Below are 17717 nucleotides of genomic sequence, written 5' to 3'. Positions count from 1 at the left end.
ATAGAAACTTAAAAGCTTAATAATTATCCGCCAGCTCTTCCATATACGCTTTCGGGTGCAGGCATGCGGGGCATTTTTCAAGAGCTTCTTTTGATGTGTAAATGTATCCGCAGTTTCTGCATTTCCATTTTATTTCGTGATCTTTTTTAAATACTCTTTCGTTGGCAACATTGTCCAAAAGTTCAAGATATCTTAATTCGTGATGCTTTTCGGCAATAGAAACTCTTCTCCAGCATTCCGCTATATCAGGAAACCCTTCTTTGTCCGCAACTTCGGCAAATTTAGGATAAAGAGTTGTGTGCTCTTCATTTTCGCCTGCCGCAGCCGCTTTTAAATTTGCAGCCGTTTCGCCGATAATTCCCGCGGGAAAACCTGCGGTAATTTCAAGTTCGCCGCCTTCCAAAAATTTAAAAAATCTTTCGGCATGTTCTTTTTCGTTGTCGGCGGTTTCCGTGAAAATTGCCGATATCTGCTCAAACCCTTCTTTTTTTGCTTTTGAAGCGAAATATGTGTAGCGCATTCTTGCCTGAGATTCGCCCGCAAAAGATTTCAACAAGTTTTTTTCCGTTTCTGTTCCTTTAACCGATTTACCCATTTGTTTCCTCCGTTTTAACGACAAAGTTTAATTAACGACCATAGTAAAATTTTGGGGTTGCTCATTTAACTTTTCATTTTAAAAAGATATAGAGAACATCCAATATTTAGCAACCATGGATCCCGTATAAAAACACTACGGGATGACACTTTGTGTCACTTTGTTTTAATTTTATTTTATTTCTATTTCATTAAACCAGCGTCCGTGCACGTTGCAGTTTTCAATAACCTGAACTTTTCCTTTAGCGCCGCCTTTTAAATGGACAACAGCCGCAGGATTTACGTCTGAAGTTAACTCTACCCACGATATAAATTTATTGTCAAGATAAAAAGTTATGTTGGTAATGTGATGTTCCGGCAGGGCGGGATGAAGAATTTCGCCTATTTTTACGTGCACGTCAATGCAGCCTGCGCCCGCAATAAGTCCGCATTTTTCAACAACGGTAAAAGCGGGAATATGTTTTTTTTCGCTCTCGCCTTTTTCGGCTATAAAATCCGGAGTTTTATAAGCGTCTTCTTTTTCTTCAAAAGCGTTTTTCATATGACAAATAGGACAATCATCGGTTTTCCCGTCAAGAGCCACATAACCGCAAAGCTTGCAAACTAATCCTTTCATTTAATCCCCCGTTTAACGGCAAAGTTAAAAGCAAAAAGCGTAAAGCGGAATTAACGGCAAAACCTTTGGTTTATTTATTTCACTTTTTACTTTTCACTTCTTACGTTGCTTTTATTTTTTTGGCAAACTCTTTTCCGGCTTGGAAACATTTGTCCAGCTCTTCCTGCGTTGAAGCAAAAACAACTTTTACAGGTTCGCCAAACTCCGCGATATTTCCTACGGTGTCCTGTATATCCTGCACGGCTTCGCCGCTCCAGCCGTAAGAACCAAAAGCAAACGCTTTACGATTTTTTGCTTTAGAACCTTTCAAAAAATGCAAGAAACCGGCTATAACGGGAAGCATTTCGCCGTCGTGCGTTGAAGAGCCGAAAATGAAACCTTTTGCGTCAAGCATATACGCCGCAATATCCGTTCTGTCTGTTTTTGTAACGTCAAACAATACCGCGTCAACGCCTTCGGACGCTATGCCTTCCACAATTTTTTTTGCCATAGCTTCGGTTGATTTCCACATGGTTTCAAAAACTACGGCTATTTTATTTACCGTAGAATTTTTAGACCAGAAAAGATATTTTTCCATAACTTCCGGAATATATTTTCTTAACACAAGCCCGTGACTTGGCGCTATAAGTTCTATCTGTAAATTTAATTTTGCGATAGCCGCAAGTTTTGCCGCAAGAACCTGACTGAACGGCCATAAAATATTTGCGTAATATTTTTGCAGTTCGTCCATAAAAGCCGCGTAATCTACTTCGTCGTCAAAAACTTTATCGGTTGCGTAATGCTGACCGAAACCGTCGTTGGAAAACAAAATTTTATCATACGCCGAATACGTAAACATATTGTCCGGCCAGTGAAGCATTGCAGCGTCTATAAAATCTAAAGTTCTTTTTCCGATATTTACGCTTGCCCCGGACTTTACGCTGGTCCAATTTTTTGCCTGCACGCCGTAATATTTTAAAAGACCCGCCCTTGCTTTTTCCGTGCCGTAAAATTGCGCGTTCGGGCAGAGTTTAACAATTTCGGGAAAGCCTCCGGAATGGTCAGGCTCTATATGATTTATAATTACAACTTCTATTTTTGAAGGGTCTGTTACGGCTTTGATGTTACCCAGCCACTCTTTTTGAAAGCCGTCGCGGACAGTATCTATTAAAGTTATTTTTTCGTCCATAATAAGATAAGAATTATATGTTACGCCTCTTTTTGTAACGTAGGTATAACCGTGAAAATGTCTTTCATCCCAATCTATTGCGCCTACCGAATAAACGTTTTCTTTAATTATGCGCGCGCTCATATTTTATTCCTTATTTTTTAATTTTGCAGCCGCGCACGACGGACATTTGTCGTATTCGGCCAAATATTCGGCTTGGCAGTCCGGACATATTTTTACATTACTTTTAACGCCGCAAGGCTTACAAAATTTCGGGCTGAAACATCCGTTTTTAAGCTCGCTTGAACAATGCGGGCATGAGCAGTTTTTATTTCCCATGTTTTTTCTCGTAATCTTCTATAGCTTTGTGAAGCGCATCCGCGCCCAAATTAGAACAGTGCATTTTGTTTGGAGGAAGTCCGCCAAGCTCCGCGGCAACGTCGGCGTTTGTAATCTTTAAAGCTTCTTGGACGGTTTTGCCTATTGCCATTTCCGAAACCATTGAAGACACGGCAATAGCCGCGCCGCAGCCGAAAGTTTTAAACTTCACGTCTTCAAGTTTATTGTCTTTAATTTTTACGTAAAACGTCATCATATCTCCGCAAACCGGGTTGCCTACTTCGCCAACTCCGTCGGCGTCTTTTATTTCGCCCACGTTTCTGGGATTAGCGAAATGATCCATAACTTTTTCAGAATAAAACGGCATACTTACTCCTTTATAATTAGCAATTAGAATAAAAATTTTAAACTTGCTCCTTGCTCCTTCCTACTTGCTACTTTTTAACTACTCTTCTATATCGCAGTGATCATGGTCGTGGTCAAAATCCGTTCCGGGACCGGCTTTTTTTCTTTCTCCGGTTTTTACAAAATGAGAATATAACGGCGACATATCTCTTAATCTTTGCACTATTTTCGGGAATTCTTCCAAAACATAATCTATCTCGCCTTGAGTATTATATTTTGAAAGCGTAAATAAAATTGAGCCTTGACCTACGGCAACGTCAACGTTCATGGCATTTAAAACATGCGAGAGTTTTAAATTTTTATTGGCGCACGCGGACCCCGAAGCCGCCATTATGCCTTTTGCGTCAAGAAGTAAAAACAAAGACTCGCCCTCCACAAACTCTACCGAAAAATTCACGTTTCCCGCAAGACGATTTTCGCCGGCTGCAGCTCCGTTTAAATATATGTTTTCTATTTTTTCCTGCAAACCTTTTATAAGTTTATTTCTTAACGTTTCAAGATGCGTTTTATTTTTTGCGAGTTCCGCTTTTGCTATTTCGCAGGCTTTTGCAAAACCTGCAATTGCAGGAATATTTTCCGTGCCCGCGCGTTTTGAAAATTCCTGAACTCCGCCGTCAAGCTGCGGGATAATTTTTGCTCCTTTTTTAATATACAGCGCCGCCGCGCCTTTTGGCCCGTAAATTACCGACGAAGAAAAACTTAACGCGTCAACGCCCAAATCTTTAACGTCAACGGGAATTACTCCCGCCGCCGCAACGGCGTCCGTATGAAAAACGGCTTTACTGTTTTGCTTGGTTAGCTGCGCCAACTCTTTTATATTTTGAATTGTTCCGACTTCGGTATTTGCAAGCTGTATTGACACAAGAATTGTGTCGGGCCTTAAAGCTTTTTGCAAATCTTCCGCAAGAACGTTTCCTTTATTGTCAACCGGAAGATACGTTGCTTCAAAACCTTCTTTTTCAAGTTTCTTCACGGAATTTAATACGGAAAAATGTTCTATTTGCGACACTATTATATGCTTGCCCGAAAGTTTCAAAGCGTTTGCTATACCTTTTAACGCAAGATTATTTGACTCCGTGCCGCATGAAGTAAAAATAATTTCATTGGTATCGGCATTTATAAGCTCCGCAACTTTGCCGCGAGCGTCTTCAAGCGCATCTTTTGAAACCGCGCCCAAAGAATAAATGCTTTGAGGGTTGCCGTAAAACTCCAAAAAATACGGTTTCATCGCCTCAAAAACGCGATCGTCAATTTTAGTATTTGACTGATTGTCCAAATAGATTTGTTTCATAAAAAACCTTTATAACGACAAAGTGAAGTGAAGAGTTTAAATAAAAAAATTAAAGCCACCAGCAGCAAATTGCGAAGTATTTTGGATTTAGGCAAGGCGCACACCGACGAAGCGTGCTAAGGCACGTGAGGAGGCGTGCAACGCAGCATAAATCCAAAAGACACCGTAATAATTGCGAAGTATTTTGAGTTTAGACAAGGAAGAGGTGAGGAAAGTTTACGAACGTAAATGACCGAACCTCTGACGCAGTATAAACTCAAAAGACGAAGCAATTTAGATTTTTTCAAAGGAGTCTTTGCCAACTCCGCACACCGGGCAAACCCAATCTTCGGGGAGCTTTTCAAACGGCGTGCCTGCCGCAACGCCCAAATCCGGGTCGCCGACAGACGGATCGTAAATATGTCCGCATACTGTGCATTTCCATTTTTCCATAAATTCCCCCGATTTTTATAAGTTTGCGTTAACTTCTGCGCTTTTTAATTATACCTTTTTTACCGCAAGATTGACATATTCCGCTGTAACAAATAAAAAGTCCGGAAACTTTGTGCCCGTCAACCTCTTTGCCAAGTTTTGCGCAGGAACAATTTTTTATGTCAAAAACTTTACCGCATTTATTGCAGGCAAAATGTATGTGCGGCTCTTTGCAGGCGTCAAAGCGCATTTCGCCTTTTTTGGTAAGAACGCGGTCAATGATGCCTTCTTTGGCAAGAACTTTAACGGTATTGTAAACGGTAGTGCGCGACACAGTGGGAATAATTTTTACGGTTTGAGCATAAATCATATCCGCCGTGGGGTGAGTTTTGGTTTTTTCTAAAAATTCCAAAATCACCTTACGCGCAAAAGTTTGTTTGAGCCCTGATGAAGAAAGCTTATTTGTAATCATTACAATTTAGAATTATATACAAATAACTTATTTTTGTCAAGCATTGGCGGCAATATTTGCAAAAAACGGTTCTAAAATGTATAATTATCAGAAAGCGGAGAACGAAAATGAGCGATAAATTTTCAAAGGAAGCTTTGACTTTTGACGATGTTTTACTTGTCCCTGCACACTCTCAGGTTTTGCCAAAAGACGTTAACCTTCAAACCAAACTTACAAAAAAAATCACGCTTAATATTCCGATAATGAGCGCCGGAATGGATACCGTTACGGAATCCAAAATGGCTATAGCTTTGGCGCGCGAAGGCGGCATAGGAATAATTCACAAAAACATGCCCGTAGAACGCCAAGCGTCGGAAGTTGACCGCGTAAAAAGAAGCGACCACGGAATTATTTACGATCCGTTCTCTCTTAAAAAAGACGCAACGCTGGGTCATGCAAAAGCGCTTGCCGCAAGATACAGAATATCCGGCGTTCCTATAATAGAAGACAGCGGGAAACTTATAGGCATTGTTACAAACAGAGACATGCGGTTTGAAACCGACAACGATATTCTCGTATCAAAAATAATGACGAAAGAAAATCTTGTTACCGCAAAAGTCGGCACCTCTCTTAAAGAAGCAAAAGAAATTTTAAAAAAGAAAAAAATAGAAAAACTTCCTCTTGTTGACGACAACTTCAAATTGCAAGGTCTTATAACAATTAAAGATATAGAAAAAGCCATACGTTACCCAAGCTCTTCCAAAGATTCCAAAGGAAGACTGCTTTGCGGAGCGGCAATAGGCATTACCAAAGACATGCTGGAACGCGCAAAAATTCTTATAGACGCAAACGTTGACGTTTTGGTTGTAGATACCGCGCACGGACACAGTCAGGGAGTTTTAAACGCTATAAAATTATTGAGAAAAACTTTTCCAAACGTTCAAATTATCGGCGGAAACGTAGCTACCGCGGAAGCCACAAAAGCTTTGATAAAAGCCGGGGTGGACTGCGTTAAAGTGGGCATTGGCCCCGGAGCAATTTGCACCACAAGAGTTGTTGCGGGCGTAGGCGTTCCGCAGATTACGGCAATTTACGATTGCGCTAAAGCGGCCGCCGGAAGCGGCATTCCCATTATCGGCGACGGCGGAATAAAATATTCAGGCGACATTCCAAAAGCAATAGCGGCCGGCGCAAGCGTTTGCATGATGGGCTCGCTTTTTGCAGGCACAAACGAAAGCCCCGGCGAAGATATTATTTATAACGGAAGAGCTTTTAAATATTACAGAGGAATGGGCTCGTCTTCGGCAATGGCGGCGGGAAGTTCCGACAGATACTTTCAGGATAATTCAAAGAAGCTTGTAGCCGAGGGCGTTGAGGGCAGAGTTCCTTACAAAGGCGCCGTCAGCGACGTTGTTTACCAGCTTATCGGCGGGCTTCGCGCGGCAATGGGTTATTGCGGAGCAAAAACAATTAAAGATATGAGAGAAAAAGTGAAGTTTGTAAAAATAACTTCCGCGGGGCTTACGGAAAGCCACCCGCACGACATTTTCATAACAAAAGAAGAAAGCAACTACTCTGCGGGCAACGGCTGCAGATAAAAATATTTAACGGATAAAAATTTAAAAATAATTTTGCCCCTTCTTGAATTTATCTCTTTTTGAGATACATATAAGCGGGGGCAAAATTTTTAAAAGGCGCGTAAAATATTATGGCTGAAAATTTAATTGCATTTTTTATAATTATTGCCGGCGGCGTATTTTTTCAGTGGAAAAAACCGGGCAACATTGAAGCGGATGCGGCGCGGCATGTTATTAACACTACGGTTATACGCTTTTTTCTTCCGGCGCTTTGTTTTAAAGTTATAGCTTCATCGCCCATAGACAAAAACACCTTGCTGCTTCCGTTAAGCGCTATAGGGACAATTTTTATTTCTCTTTTAATTGCGTTTCTTATTTACGCGCTTGTAGAAAAATGGACGCATATTACAAAAACCGAAAAAGCCGTTTTAATTTTAGCGGGCACTTTCGGAAACGTTACTTTTTTGGGGCTTCCTGTTTTAAGCGGGCTTTACGGGCAGGATGCGGCGCAATACGTTTTGCTTTACGATTTGCTTGCAACAACGCCGCTTTTATGGATTGTCGGCGCAGCCGTTGCATCTTCTTACGGGCGCGGACGCAGACTTACCGTAAAAGAAAGTTTTAAAATTTTAGCGCAGCTTCCGCCGATATGGGCGTTAATAGCGGGTTTTGCGTTTAATTTTTCAGGACTTGCGCTTCCGTCATTTTTAATAAAAACTTTAGATTTAATGTCTATGCCTATTGTTCCGCTTATGATTTTCAGCGTTGGTCTTGCGCTGACCGCGCCTAACTTAAAACACACAATACTTGCTTTGCCCGCCGTAGCGTTAAAGCTTTTAATTGCGCCTCTTGCGGCTTTTGCAATATCTTATTTTTTGGGAATGCAGGGGCTGCCTTTAAAAGCTTCCGTAATGGAAGCGGCAATGCCCACGATGGTTGTAACTCTTGTAATAGCTTCGCAATTTAAATTAGACCACAAACTTGCCGCTCTTGCGATAGTGCTTACAACGGCGTTATCGTTTATATCTATGCCGGCAATTTCGTGGCTTGTAGCCAGATGACACAACGGCAGATGATGAGAAGGTAGGAGGGTGGGAGGGTAAGTAACGGCAAATACCAGTCAACGTCAACAACAAATACCCCGCCCTATCGGCCTCCGGTGCGCTCACCCCGTATTACAACCTTACGGGGCAGGCTCGTTTTTGGATTAACATCTTACTTACAAGCGCCCGTTCGTGGCTCGTGCTCCTTATTCGTCGCACACTCACCCCCTTTTGCAAAAGGGGAATTGACAACACTTGCTCCTTACTCCTTCCTACTTTCTACTTTAACAACTTGCCGTTACTTATCTTCCTATTGTCTATTTATCATCATCGCTCAATGGCAATCTTGCCTTTAGAGATTTTACCGTCAACATCTATATGGTATATGTAAATACCTGAGCCTATATCGTTGCCGTAATTGTTTATAACATTCCACAAATACTGCCCGTCGGACATTACCGTATCTTCAAAAACTTTTTCCATAGCTATGTTATAAACTTTTATTTTAGCGCCTTGTTTTACATTTGTAAATTTTATTCCGCCGTTTGTGTGTTTGAACGGTTTATACGGATTAGGATATGCCACAATTTTTGTATCTTCGGCTGCAACGGTAAAATTTAAATTAGGCTGAGGCATAACTAACGCGCCCGTATCGTAACCCTGCACGTTAAATTTATAAACTCCGGAACGCGCAGTAACCGTATAGCTTGAATTATAAACGCCGTTGAAAGAATACGTTCCGTTGGAACCGGTTACAACAGTGTTGGTGCTTCCGGCGACAACATTGTATATATCAACTTCTATTCCCGCCGCAGGGGAACCGTTTGAAAAAGTAATTTGTCCGCCTATCGCGTAAGAAGGATACGCCATAAAGACATGATCCAGAACGCTGTCAACGGAATTTACCGTAAACGAATACGCGTCAATAACATGGCTTGCCGCTTCCGGCGCAAACGCGTAGCTCATGCCTTCAACAATTACATAAGTGTGCGTGCTTGCAAACGCAATGTGCTGATCTCCAAAGAACGAATCGGTTATATGCATCATTCCGCTTACAACCGCGGTGGCATACTGAACGTTTGTTACCGTAGCGCTGATATAAGTAAATCTGTAAGCTTTAATTGCGTCAAACCTATCGGCAGTTGCGGCGGTAAACGCCACGCTTGACGGTTTGAATATAAAGTTTCTCTGATTTACCGGAGTCATTCCGCCAGTATAAGGAACAACCGATATAACGTAATTTCTGCCTTCAATTAAATCTTGAGTTTCGTTTGCGCCGCCGGTGTTATGCGTCCATGTAAGCGTAGAATTTGCCGCGGCGTCGTAGAGATAAACGTCCGCCCATGCCGCGGTATTTCCGATATTATTTAAAATTGTCGCGCTTGCTTTTGTTAAAGCGTAAGCAACAAAATCCTGACGCTTGTCCTGACTTGTCGCAGTATAAGCAAAAGTTGAAGCGTTAAATACGCCCGCGGCGGTTGTAAATAAAACTCTGCTGCCAAAAGGCGCAAGCTCGTATTTATACCCTTCAACCGTGTTAACTTCATAGCGTCCGTCAAAGGCGTAAACGTTTGTAGAGTTTGTAAAGTTGTCATACACGCGCATTTGTCCGGCAATATTTTGATTTGTTCTTACGGCGCCTTTAACCGTTCCGCTTAAAATGCTTGTGGCGTAACCGGTAAAATTTAATTCTCTGTTTACCGATGCGGCGGTAAACGTATCGCGCTGCGGAACAAACACAAATCTGTTTGCAACGGGAGTTATCACGTAATTTCTGCCTTCAATTAAATCGTCGGTAGCGTAGAACCCGTTGGCGGATTTTGTTGCCGTAGAGTTTGCAAGAACGTCATAAATATAAACCGTAGCGCTCACGTTTGCGCCGCCGGTATTATTTTTTATAGTTCCGCTTGATTTGGAAAGCGCAAAACCTGTAAAGTTTTTAAGCGCGTCGGCGCTTGTAGCCGTAAACGTTGACGCCGCGGGAACAAATATAAAGTTTGCCGCCGTCGGCGTTATCACATAATTTTGACCTTCAATTAAATAACCGCTTGAATAAAAACCGTTTGCGTTTATAACCGCCGCGGTAGAGTTTGCAAGAACGTCCCAAATGTAAACAGTTGCGTTAACGTTGGAATTATCCTTATTATTGCGGACGGTTCCGCTTGTCCAGCTTATCGCTTTGCCTGTAAAATTTTGCACTTTATCGCTGCTGTCGGCGGTAAACGTCCAGCTTGCGGGAACAAAAATAAATCTGTCCGCCTTCGGCGTTAACGTGTAAGTTTTACCGAAAACAAGCCCTGCGCTGTAAGAGCCGGTAACGGTTTTTGTAGTAGTTGCGGTTCCGTCATAAATATAAATGTTTGCGTTTATATTTGTTGCGCCGATATTATTTTTTATCGTTCCCGTTACTGCAGTTTTTTTAGCGCCGACAAAATTTTGAATTTTGTCAGTTGCTCCTGCGGTAAACGTCCAGCTTGCCGGAGTCCATTCGTAAAATTCGTTGTCCGGAGTAATTATATAGTTTCTGCCTTCAATAACGCGCGCGCTGTAAAAACCGTTTGCGTTATTTATAATTGTGGCAGAATTTGCCGAGACATCATAAACTCTGACGGAAACATTTACATTTGAATTATTCGCAACGTTTTTAAGCGTTCCCGTGGCAAAGCTTAAAGCAAAACCGGTAAAGTTTGTAACTCTGTTTAAGGTTGTTGCTGTAAACGTATCTTTTTCGGGAACAAACATAAATCTGTTGGCAACCGGGGTTATTACGTAATTTTTACCTTGATCCAAATCGTCCGTTATATAGAACCCGTTGGCAGATTTTGTTACTGTGGAATTTGCGACTACGTCCCAAATGTAAACCGTTGCGTTGACGTTTGCCCCGCCTATATTATTTTTTATCGTGCCGCTGCTTTTGCTTATTGCATATCCCGTAAAATTCTTATACGTATCCGCGCTTGTTGCCGTAAAACTTACGCTTTGCGGCGTAAATCTAAAGTTTGCAGCTTGCGGCGTTATCACATAATTTCTGCCTTCAATTAAATTGTCGCTGGCGTAAAAGCCGTTTGCAGATTTTGTTATCGTTGAATTTGCAACTGCGTCCCAAATGTAAACCGTTGCGTTGACGTTTGCGCCGCCTATGTTATTTTTCACAACGCCGCTTGTAATGCTTACCGCGTAGCCTGTAAAGTTTGCAACTCTGTTTGAAGTTGTTGCTGTAAACGTATCTTTTTCGGGAACAAACATAAACCTGTTGGCAATAGGGGTTATTACGTAATTTTTACCTTGATCCAAATCGTCCGTTATATAGAACCCGTTGGCAGATTTTGTTACTGTGGAATTTGCGACTACGTCCCAAATGTAAACCGTTGCGTTGACGTTTGCCCCGCCTATATTATTTTTTATCGTGCCGCTGCTTTTGCTTATTGCATATCCCGTAAAATTCTTATACGTATCCGCGCTTGTTGCCGTAAAACTTACGCTTTGCGGCGTAAATCTAAAGTTTGCAGCTTGCGGCGTTATCACATAATTTCTGCCTTCAATTAAATTGTCGCTGGCGTAAAAGCCGTTTGCAGATTTTGTTATCGTTGAATTTGCAACTGCGTCCCAAATGTAAACCGTTGCGTTGACGTTTGCGCCGCCTATGTTATTTTTCACAACGCCGCTTGTAATGCTTACCGCGTAGCCTGTAAAGTTTGCAACTCTGTTTGAAGTTGTTGCTGTAAACGTATCTTTTTCGGGAACAAACATAAACCTGTTGGCAATAGGGGTTATTACGTAATTTTTACCTTGATCCAAATCGTCCGTTATATAGAACCCGTTGGCAGATTTTGTTACTGTGGAATTTGCGACTACGTCCCAAATGTAAACCGTTGCGTTGACGTTTGCCCCGCCTATATTATTTTTTATCGTGCCGCTGCTTTTGCTTATTGCATATCCCGTAAAATTCTTATACGTATCCGCGCTTGTTGCCGTAAAACTTACGCTTTGCGGCGTAAATCTAAAGTTTGCAGCTTGCGGCGTTATCACATAATTTCTGCCTTCAATTAAATTGTCGCTGGCGTAAAAGCCGTTTGCAGATTTTGTTATCGTTGAATTTGCAACTGCGTCCCAAATGTAAACCGTTGCGTTGACGTTTGCGCCGCCTATGTTATTTTTCACAACGCCGCTTGTAATGCTTACCGCGTAGCCTGTAAAGTTTGCAACTCTGTTTGAAGTTGTTGCTGTAAACGTATCTTTTTCGGGAACAAACATAAACCTGTTGGCAATAGGGGTTATTACGTAATTTTTACCTTGATCCAAATCGTCCGTTATATAGAACCCGTTGGCAGATTTTGTTACTGTGGAATTTGCGACTACGCTATATATATGTATATTAGCGCTTACGGCGGAACTATCTTTATTGTTGAGAACCGTTCCCGTAGTTTTACTTAACGCATAGCCTGTGAAATTTCTAAACACGTCCGCATTTGTAGCCGTTAGATTTACGCTTTGCGGCTCAAATCTGAAGTTTGCGGCTTGCGGCGTTATTATGTAATTTCTGCCTTCAATTAAATTGTCGCTGGCGTAAAAACCGGTTGCGGATTTTGTTGCAGTTGAATTTGCAACAATATCATAAATATAAATTGTAGCGTTAACATTTGCGCCGCCGGTATTATTTTTTACCGTACCGCTGGTTTTGCTTAATGCGTAACCCGTAAAGTTTTGCGTTATATCAACGTTTCCCGCCGTAAAAGCAAAACTTGACGGAACAAACATAAAGTTTGCCAAGGACGGCGTTACAACGTATTGCTTGCCGTAAACAAGACCCGTGCTATACGAACTTACGCCGGTTTTTGTTATGGTAGAATTAAGAGCAACGTCAAAAATATTTAAATTTATCGCAAGCGGCGCGCTGTTGATATTATTTGTTATGTTGCCGCTTAAAATCTTTTTTACTGCTCCGCTAAATATTTGAGCTCTATTTGCGGTAGTCGCGGTAAACGTCCAACTTGCCGGAGTCCATTCGTAAAGTTCATCGTCTGGAGTTATTGCGTAAGATAATCCTTCCGTAGCTTCTATTACGTACGCCCCCCCCGACGCATAAATTGTATTTGTGGAGTTTGAAAGCGAATCGTATATTTTTATATTAACATTTACATTGGCGCCGTTTTGCGCGTTTTTCAAAGTTACGGTAGCGTAGCTTAAAGCGTAACCCGTAAAGTTTTTTGCTGCGTCTGCAGAGCCCGCGGTAAACGCGTAAGACTGCGGAAGAAATTTAAACCCTGCGGCCTTTGCTGTAATAATATAATTTTGACCTTCCGTTAAATCGTCCGTAGCGTAAAAACCGTTTGCGGATTTTGTTATCGTAGAGTTTGCAAGAACGTCATACACATATATATTAGCGTTAACATTTGCGCCGCCGATATTATTTTTTACAACGCCGCTGGTAACGCTTAAAGCGTATCCTGTGAAATTTTTAAATACGTCCGCCGCGGCCGCCGTAAAAGACGCGCTTTGCGGAACAAATTTAAATCTGTTTGCCGCCGGCGTTATAATAAAGTTCTTTCCTTCGTCCAGCCAATCGGTAACATAAAAGCCGTTGGCAGATTTTGTTGCGCTGGAATTTGCAACAACGTCATAAATGTAAACGGTAGCGTTAATGTTGCCGCCGCCGGCGTTGTTTTTAATTGTTCCGCTTGCAATGCTTAACGCTGTGGCTATAAAGTTTCTGTATATATCTAAATTAGACGCGTTGACAGCGGTATTTACAGGAGAAAATTTAAATCTGTCGGCCTGCGGCGTTACAACGTAATTTTTACCTTCGGTAAGCCACCCTGTTGCATAAAAACCCGAACCCGATGAAAACGTATTTGTAGAATTTGCCGCAGTATCGTAAACGGACATGCTTGCGTTAACGTTAGAATTATCTTTATTATTTTTTATCGTTCCGCTTGTTTTGGAAAGCGCGTAACCGGTAAAGCTGTAAACAACGTCCGCGTTTGTTGCCGCAAAAGCAACGCTTGACGGAACAAACATAAATCTGTCTGCAAAAGGCGTAAGCACATAGTTTTTGCTTTCATACAAATAATCCGTTTGATACCAGCCGTTTGCTGACTTTGTTGCCGTAGAGTTTGCAAGAACGTCATACACATATATATTAGCGTTAACATTTGCGCCGCCGATATTATTTTTTATTGTTCCGCTTGAACGGCTTACGGCAAAAGCCGCAAAGTTGCGCGCTTCATCAGACGCGCTTGCGCTAAACGCGTAGCTTGAAGGCACAAATAAAAAGTTCGGCGCTTCAATGTTTATCACATAGTTTCTGCCTTCAACCAAATTATCTGTTGCGTAAAATCCGTTTACCGTTTTTGTTGAAACCGTATTTGCGGCAACGTCTTTTATGTAAACCGTAGCGGCAACGTTTGAATTGTCTTTATTGTTTTTTATCACTCCGCTTGTGTTGCTTATTGCATATGCGGTAAAGTGTTGAATTTTATTTGCAGCTGTTGCGGTAAACGCAAAACTTGACGGCGCAAATATAAACCTGTCGGCAACAGGCGTAATAACATAGTTTCTGTCTTCAATTAAATTTTCCGCAACATACCACCCTGCTGCAGATTTTGTAATTGTAGAGTTTGCAGTAACATCGTAAATATAAACCGTGGCGTTAGCCGCTGCGCCGCCGATATTATTTGTAACGTTTCCGCTTGTTTTACTTACGGCAAAACCGGTAAAATTTTGCGTTAACGTAACGCCTACGCTTGAGGGGGTTATTGCAAAAACTGCCGGCTCAAAAATAAAATTTGCCAAAGCCGGAGTAACGGTATAATTTCCGCCGTAACTTAATTCCAAATTAGAGTAAGAACCGTTTGCGGCAACCGTTGTTGAAGCTGCGTCAACGCTTGACCAAACAAGAAGGTTTGCGTTAAGATTTGTATTGCCTTTGTTATTTTTTACAGTTCCCGACAAAAGCGTTATAGGTTTTTGTATTACAAGAAGATAGGTGCCGGTAGAAGTAAAGTTTGCCGCAATTCTGGCGTCTTTTGCATTCAGCGTTACGCTTTGTCCGGCAACTTCCGCTAAACTTGCTCCGTTATATTTGACAAGTTTTATATCGCTTGGGCTGTAGCCGTCCGGAACCGTTGACGTTGCAATAGAAACGTATCCCGCCATGGGGTCAAAAGTTGCGTTGCTATGCGTAACTCTAAAAACAGCCGGCAGCGTAACGTAATATGTAGAGTTTACAGGCGGCGCGGCAATAGAACTTACGCGCACGCTGTCGCCGTATTTGTCCACAGCCAGCGCATACCACGTGTTTGTGCTGTACATTGCTCTTAAGGAATCGTATTTGTAGTCGTTAAAATCGCCCGTTTGAATTGTGGTGTATGGAGGAACCGCCGCGCTGCCCACACTGGCGCCCGCTTTGGTGTAAAAGTTTACGGTTTTGTATGCGTTAGAATTATTATATGCAATATATACCGGACCGCTTGCGCTTTGCATAGTTGTAAACGGCACAACCGCGCCGCCGGATTCCGTTGCGTAATAGTTTGTGTTTACCGTTCCAAGCTTGTTGAAAAAGTTTATAAAGTGGTAAGAAAGAGTTAAGCTGCTGCCGAATTCCGCATCGCTTGAGGACGTTGGGTTCCACGAGTTCCAGTCGGTAAGCGCGCCCGCGCCGTCAAAAAGGGATTTGTATCTAAGCCAAATATCTTTCCATAAATTTGCGTTGCCGCCGGTATCTCTGCCATTCCACATTTCATTATAAAAACTTTGCGAGAACGTCGGGTTATACCCTAAATAAAGCATTGACGGCGTTAAAGGCAAAACTTGAATGCCCAAAATTGTTTGCGTAATTTGCGGCGTCCACCATAAATCGTAAGACACGCGATTGTCGTAAAGCCTGCCTATGGATTTGTGCGCCCACGGAGTTCCCGAGTAAGTTGTGCCGTCCATATCAAAGAAATATTCTTTTATCGCTGCGTATTCCGTTGTGTATAAATAAATACCCAAAGCTATAAGATCCGGATTATTTGTTGCAACGCCCCACAGATATATGCCAGCCCAAGCATTCATGGCTTCGGACGAAGATTCCTGATCTGTGCCGTCGTCGCCCGAGGTAGTTCCTCTGCCGTTTGCCCAAGAATGTCCTTCGTAAACGTCAAAATATCTAAGGAAAGGAAAACTTACGTCGTTTCTGTCGGCATTTGCAAAATCTTTGATAACGGCATTAACCATGCTTTGATATTGCGACGACGAGGCAAAGTCCGGATCAAACATTGCAAGAATTGCGGAAGCGTAAACAAACATTCCGTAATGAAAATGATGATCGTTATAATAACGCGAGCCGAAATCTTCGTTGTTGTAAGCTAAATAGTGATACCCTTGAATACCGCCATAACGCTGGTCGTATAAAAAATATCTCGCTGAGTTATTGCTGTATCTTTGTACAAGCTCGGTTTTCAGTTTGTTTATTAAGCTGTTTTTTGTAGCTATATCGCCGTGCATATGCGCAATAGGTATCATATTTGCAACTTTTTCATAAATTTTTCCGCCGTAGTAAGTGTCGCGGTATGTGGTAGCCGCTAAATTAATATTGCTTTCAGCGTCAAGATACGTTTGAATTTTTGATTTGTTTGCCTCAGGCGTTTCATAAGGCAAGGCGGGAAGCATTCCGTTAAAATTATATTTTGTTTTAAAAGAAGAGCCTCTGTAAATTTTCATTGTTCCGCGAAGCGTTTTAAAATCTACCGCGCTGTAATATGAAGCCGGCGACGCAGAATCTAAATTTTTGTGCTGGTGCGGATACAACGCAAAAACCGTCTGACCGGAAACAAAACTGCCGCCCGTTCTTTTTGCGGTTAAAGTAACGTTGAACGTTGTGGTTATGGAAGCGTTGTTGTTTAACGTCCAGCTTGCCTGCGTGTTTGTTACAAAGTTGTAAGCATATTTGTAGTATTCGTCAAAAACGCTTTTTGCCGTTGCAAGATTTTCACTTGCGCCCGAGTAAAGAAGCGCCACGGAAACGTATCTTTCGGATTCTACGGCGCTTGGCAAAGTAAGACGCAATTCCGTGGTTGATTGTCTTGTAAACCCCGTGCTTGCAGGCGCGTAAACGCCGTAATACTGATATTTTGTTCCGTCGTTAACCATAACTATTACTCTGTCGCCGGTAAAAGTTCCCGTAGACGGCGTGCCGACATTATTGTAAAGAGTAATACTTCCGTTTGTAACTATAATAGAAGGCTTTACACTGGCAGTGTAATAATTATATGTAAACGGCGAACCTTTAACTATTGTAGCTGTTAATTTATCTTGCGGCCTGTTTCTGTCTTGCACTATAGCGGTGAAAGCCCAATCGGAATAATTTTTTACAAAGGTTGTGCTTGCGGTCATAAAGCCGTAAGTGCCGGTTCCTCCCGCGTCGCCGTTATGTCCTAAAACATAAATTCCCCAGCCGCCGGAACTTCTAAGCATATCCGGACTTGCCGTGTAAGATAAATCCGGATGCCCAATAACGTAACCGGCTCCCGGAATTTCCCACCAATTCTTTGCGCCGGTATTAAAATTTACCGCCATGGGGGCAGCGTTCATGGCAAGCGAAAAATTATGATAGCTGTTTGTAAATATCATAGACCCCCACCATCTGTTGGTAGGGTAAGCCCGTGTTTGAGAGCTCATTTTTAAATCAGCTTTAGGCATCTGGTTGGTAAGGTTGGCGTCGTTTGTGCCGAAAGCTCCCGCGCCGGTTATTGTGGGAGCGGGAATATTATAATCCTGCCCAAACGCCGCCGGCACAACGCATGCCGCCGTAAGCAAAACTATGGATAATACTTTCAATAAACTTTTTTTCATAATATTTTC

11 protein-coding genes are annotated in these 17717 nt (G+C 42.2%); 2 read left to right on the top strand and 9 right to left on the bottom strand.

Annotated elements, in window-relative coordinates:
• Positions 1-16: 16 nt before the first annotated feature.
• The 8 genes from rbr to Epro_RS06135 all read right to left on the bottom strand — a co-directional run bounded on the left by rbr (position 17) and on the right by Epro_RS06135 (position 5275).
• Positions 17-595: a rubrerythrin gene (gene rbr, locus Epro_RS06165; protein ID WP_052571249.1), complete on the bottom strand. Its 579-nt coding sequence runs from the start codon at positions 593-595 to the stop codon at positions 17-19.
• Between the two features lie 171 nt (positions 596-766).
• Positions 767-1210 carry a desulfoferrodoxin family protein gene (locus Epro_RS06160; RefSeq protein WP_052571248.1) on the bottom strand — a complete coding sequence of 148 codons (444 nt, stop codon included), beginning with the start codon at positions 1208-1210 and terminating at the stop codon, positions 767-769.
• Between the two features lie 100 nt (positions 1211-1310).
• Positions 1311-2501: an FprA family A-type flavoprotein gene (locus Epro_RS06155; protein WP_052571246.1), complete on the bottom strand. Its 1191-nt coding sequence runs from the start codon at positions 2499-2501 to the stop codon at positions 1311-1313.
• A 3-nt stretch (positions 2502-2504) separates the two neighbouring features.
• Positions 2505-2696 carry a hypothetical protein gene (locus tag Epro_RS06150; RefSeq protein WP_052571245.1) on the bottom strand — a complete coding sequence of 64 codons (192 nt, stop codon included), beginning with the start codon at positions 2694-2696 and terminating at the stop codon, positions 2505-2507.
• Positions 2686-3063 carry a Fe-S cluster assembly scaffold protein NifU gene (nifU, locus tag Epro_RS06145; RefSeq protein WP_052571243.1) on the bottom strand — a complete coding sequence of 126 codons (378 nt, stop codon included), beginning with the start codon at positions 3061-3063 and terminating at the stop codon, positions 2686-2688. Before nifU ends, Epro_RS06150 begins: the two co-directional genes overlap by 11 nt.
• Before the next feature lie 78 nt (positions 3064-3141).
• Positions 3142-4392: a cysteine desulfurase family protein gene (locus Epro_RS06140; RefSeq protein ID WP_052571241.1), complete on the bottom strand. Its 1251-nt coding sequence runs from the start codon at positions 4390-4392 to the stop codon at positions 3142-3144.
• A gap of 273 nt (positions 4393-4665) precedes the next feature.
• Positions 4666-4824, bottom strand: a complete 159-nt coding sequence (gene rd / locus Epro_RS07000) for a rubredoxin (protein WP_082121522.1) — start codon at positions 4822-4824, stop codon at positions 4666-4668.
• A 28-nt stretch (positions 4825-4852) separates the two neighbouring features.
• Positions 4853-5275, bottom strand: a complete 423-nt coding sequence (locus tag Epro_RS06135; RefSeq protein ID WP_082121521.1) for a Fur family transcriptional regulator — start codon at positions 5273-5275, stop codon at positions 4853-4855.
• A gap of 107 nt (positions 5276-5382) precedes the next feature.
• Here Epro_RS06135 and guaB point away from each other — a divergent pair, with 107 nt between their 5' ends.
• Both guaB and Epro_RS06125 read left to right on the top strand, forming a co-directional pair.
• A complete protein-coding gene (gene guaB / locus Epro_RS06130; protein ID WP_052571238.1) occupies positions 5383-6852 on the top strand; it encodes an IMP dehydrogenase in 1470 nt (489 codons plus the stop codon).
• Positions 6853-6962: 110 nt separating this feature from the next.
• A complete protein-coding gene (locus Epro_RS06125; RefSeq protein WP_052571236.1) occupies positions 6963-7892 on the top strand; it encodes an AEC family transporter in 930 nt (309 codons plus the stop codon).
• 309 nt (positions 7893-8201) lie between these two features.
• Here the strand turns inward: Epro_RS06125 and Epro_RS06120 are convergent, their stop codons facing one another.
• Complete coding sequence (locus tag Epro_RS06120; protein WP_052571234.1) at positions 8202-17708, bottom strand: glycosyl hydrolase; 9507 nt, start codon at positions 17706-17708, stop codon at positions 8202-8204.
• Between the last annotated feature and the right edge of the window lie 9 nt (positions 17709-17717).

Source organism: Endomicrobium proavitum, from assembly GCF_001027545.1.
Classification (GTDB): domain Bacteria; phylum Elusimicrobiota; class Endomicrobiia; order Endomicrobiales; family Endomicrobiaceae; genus Endomicrobium; species Endomicrobium proavitum.
Note: the sequence above shows the minus strand (reverse complement) of the source record. Positions and strands in the feature narration are given on the sequence as shown.

Bases quoted from the DNA above. Each gene is read 5' to 3' on its own strand.
- Epro_RS06120 (WP_052571234.1), bottom strand. From the start codon at position 17,708: ATGAAAAAAAGTTTATTGAAAGTATTATCCATAGTTTTGCTTACGGCG.
- Epro_RS06125 (WP_052571236.1), top strand. From the start codon at position 6,963: ATGGCTGAAAATTTAATTGCATTTTTTATAATTATTGCCGGCGGCGTA.
- guaB (WP_052571238.1), top strand. From the start codon at position 5,383: ATGAGCGATAAATTTTCAAAGGAAGCTTTGACTTTTGACGATGTTTTA.
- Epro_RS06160 (WP_052571248.1), bottom strand. From the start codon at position 1,210: ATGAAAGGATTAGTTTGCAAGCTTTGCGGTTATGTGGCTCTTGACGGG.
- Epro_RS06150 (WP_052571245.1), bottom strand. From the start codon at position 2,696: ATGGGAAATAAAAACTGCTCATGCCCGCATTGTTCAAGCGAGCTTAAA.
- nifU (WP_052571243.1), bottom strand. From the start codon at position 3,063: ATGCCGTTTTATTCTGAAAAAGTTATGGATCATTTCGCTAATCCCAGA.
- Epro_RS06135 (WP_082121521.1), bottom strand. From the start codon at position 5,275: ATGATTACAAATAAGCTTTCTTCATCAGGGCTCAAACAAACTTTTGCG.
- rd (WP_082121522.1), bottom strand. From the start codon at position 4,824: ATGGAAAAATGGAAATGCACAGTATGCGGACATATTTACGATCCGTCT.
- Epro_RS06155 (WP_052571246.1), bottom strand. From the start codon at position 2,501: ATGAGCGCGCGCATAATTAAAGAAAACGTTTATTCGGTAGGCGCAATA.
- rbr (WP_052571249.1), bottom strand. From the start codon at position 595: ATGGGTAAATCGGTTAAAGGAACAGAAACGGAAAAAAACTTGTTGAAA.
- Epro_RS06140 (WP_052571241.1), bottom strand. From the start codon at position 4,392: ATGAAACAAATCTATTTGGACAATCAGTCAAATACTAAAATTGACGAT.